The following is a 2,876-nucleotide window of genomic DNA, read 5'->3' on the forward strand; positions in this document are numbered from 1 at the left end:
CGACCGGCGAGGTCATGGGCGTGGCGGACAGCTTCCCCAAGGCCTACGCCAAGACGCGGCAGGCCATCGACTACGCCATGCCCGAGCAAGGCTGCGTCTTCGTGAGCGTGTGCGACCGCGACAAGCGCGCCATCGCGCCCGTGGCGCTCGCCCTCAGGAGGCTGGGCTACGACATCCTGGCCACGCGCGGCACGGCCAAGACCCTGCGCGCCGCGGGCATCGACTGCGAGGTCTGCCGGCACCTGAGCGAGGGGCACCCCAACGCGCTTGACGAGATGCGCTCCGGCCGCGTGTCGTTCATCATCAATACGCCGCACGGGCACGACTCGCGCGGCGACGGCGCCCGGATCCGCGGCGAGGCGGTCAGCCGCGGCATCACGTGCGTGACGGCGCTCTCCGCCACGACGGCGCTCGTGCAGGCGCTCTCGGCGGTGCGGCAGAGCTCGCTCGACGTGTACGCACTGCAGGACCTCGCGTAGTCATAGCCGCGGGGGAGAGGGGACTACGGTTGAGAAGGACGTGCGCTTCCGGGCGCGCGTCCTTCTCGCCCTGTGGCCCTGCCGTCGCTAGCGGCCAAAATTGCGCAACTCACATGGAAAGATTTGCTGGGTGTTGGGTAAACTGGCCCTTGTTTGCTATCATGCATAGGCTGTGCGTTGATTCGCGGGCGTGGCGGAACTGGTAGACGCGCTGGATTTAGGTTCCAGTGGGAGAGATCTCGTGAAGGTTCAAATCCTTTCGCCCGCACCATCAACAAAGCAAAGTAACTGCGCCAGACGTCGGGACGTGGGTCCCGTCGCCCGGCACGAGAAGCACTGGAGGAACGTTGAACATTACCGTCACCGCTGAGAAGCCTGAGAATGGCAAGGTAGTCGCCACGATTACCGTCCCTGCCGCCGAGGTCGACAAGTACGTCAACAAGACGTACAAGGACATCTCCCACAAGTACCAGTTCCAGGGATTCCGCAAGGGCCACACCCCGCGTCCCGTCATCGACGGCATCGTCGGCCGTGACTCCGTCCTGGGCCAGGCCACCGAGGACCTCATGAACGACGCGCAGCCCGCCATGCTCGAGGAGCTCGACATCGTCCCCGTCGAGAACCCCAACTACGGCGACGACCCCCTGTCCGTCGTGGAGCACCAGGACTTCGTCGTGACGGCCACCGTCACCGTGCCGCCCACCTGCGAGCTCGACAGCTATGACGCGCCCGCCATCAACATGCCGCCCGAGGAGGCCACCGAGGCCGAGATCGACCAGCAGCTCGAGCAGCTCATGAGCTACCGCAACACCCTCGAGGACGTCGAGGAGGACCGCCCGGCCGAGAAGGACGACGTCGTCGTGCTCGACGTCGAGGACAAGGCCGAGCAGAAGTCCGGCCTCGCCGGCACCGACCGCCAGCTCAACCTCGCGAGCAACTACCTGCCCGAGGACTTCAAGGCTGGCGTCGCCGGCATGAAGAAGGGCGAGCAGAAGGACATCGCCTGGGCCGAGGGCGAGGGTGACGATCAGCGCAACTATGAGGTCTCCGTCACGCTCAAGGGCATCAAGAAGTCCGTCACCCCCGAGCTCGACGACGAGTTCGCGAAGAAGAACTTCGGCTTCGACACCGTGGCCGAGCTCCGCGACGCCCTGAAGGAGGACATCGAGAACGACAAGAAGTCCAGCCTTCCCTCCCTCAAGGAGGACCGCGTCGTCGAGGAGATCGGCAAGCACCTGACGCTCGACGAGGTCCCCGAGGCCTACCAGAACCAGGTCTTCAACGAGCTCGCACAGGAGGTCCTCGGCCAGCTGCAGCGCCAGGGCATCAGCCTTGACATGTACCTCCAGGCCCGCAACATCAAGAGCCAGGACTTCATCAACGACCTCCACGAGCAGGCCGAGGAGCGCGCCCGCCAGTCCCTGGCGCTCGACGCCCTGGCTGACAAGCTCGAGCTCGAGGCCACCGAGGACGACGTCCGCAAAGAGTTCGAGAAGGCGGGTGTCGACGACGTCGACTCCCGCATCGAGGACTTCAGGAAGGGCGGCCAGCTTCCTGCCATCCGCGAATCCATCCGCCGCTCCAAGGCGGTCGACTGGATGGTCGAGAACGCGCCCGTGACCGTCGTCGACGAGGTCGCCGAGGCTCGCGCCAAGAAGGATGACGCCTCCGATGCGGATTCTGAGGACGCCGAGTAACCCTCTCCCTTCAGAGGACTAGAGAAGCGCTCCGGGGGTACACAGACCTCGGAGCGCTTTTTGCTTCCTTTTTGGTAACAATACCCCGGCCGCGGCCGGGGGACCGAAGGGTCGAACGACCGGAAGGAGACCCAACGCACAATCCCATGAACACGCCGCTTATCCCGTACGTGATCGAGCAGACGCCGCGCGGCGAGCGCAGCTACGACATCTACTCCAGGCTGCTCAACGACAGGATCGTCTTCCTCGGCGAGGAGATCACACGCGACTCCGCGAACCTCGTGATCGCGCAGCTGCTGCACCTCGAGAGCCAGGATCCCGACAAGGACATCTCGCTCTACATCGACTCGCCCGGCGGCGAGGTCTACGCGGGCCTGGGCATCCTCGACACGATGAACTTCATCAAGCCCGACGTCTCCACCATCTGCGTGGGAATGGCCGCCTCCATGGCGTCCGTCCTTCTCGCCGCGGGAACCCCGGGCAAGCGCCTCGCGCTTCCCAACTCGATGATCCTCATCCACCAGCCGAGCTCGGGCGCCCAGGGCCAGCAGACCGACATCCAGATCGTCGCGGACGAGACCAAGTGGATCCGTAACCACATGAACGAGCTGCTCTCGCAGTATACTGGTCAGACTGTTGAGAAGATAAACGCCGACACCGAGCGCGACAACTACATGCGCGCGCAGGAGGCCAAGGACTA

2 protein-coding genes, 1 tRNA gene and 1 pseudogene are annotated in these 2,876 nt (G+C 64.8%); all 4 read left to right on the forward strand.

Features of this window, described 5'->3' with window-relative positions; all coding sequences use genetic code 11:
- A pseudogene (gene carB, locus ACI38Z_RS05205) lies at positions 1-479 on the forward strand (carbamoyl-phosphate synthase large subunit); the annotation flags it as partial.
- Positions 480-663: 184 nt separating this feature from the next.
- Positions 664-750 (forward strand) — tRNA-Leu (locus tag ACI38Z_RS05210).
- 76 nt (positions 751-826) lie between these two features.
- Positions 827-2,176, forward strand: coding sequence for a trigger factor (gene tig, locus ACI38Z_RS05215; RefSeq protein WP_439789129.1), 1,350 nt, complete (start codon positions 827-829; stop codon positions 2,174-2,176).
- A 146-nt stretch (positions 2,177-2,322) separates the two neighbouring features.
- On the forward strand, positions 2,323-2,876 hold a 554-nt coding region (locus ACI38Z_RS05220; protein ID WP_439789130.1), incomplete at its 3' end, for an ATP-dependent Clp protease proteolytic subunit.

It is taken from the genome of Parafannyhessea sp. (assembly GCF_051876455.1).
Classification (GTDB): Bacteria; Actinomycetota; Coriobacteriia; order Coriobacteriales; family Atopobiaceae; genus Parafannyhessea.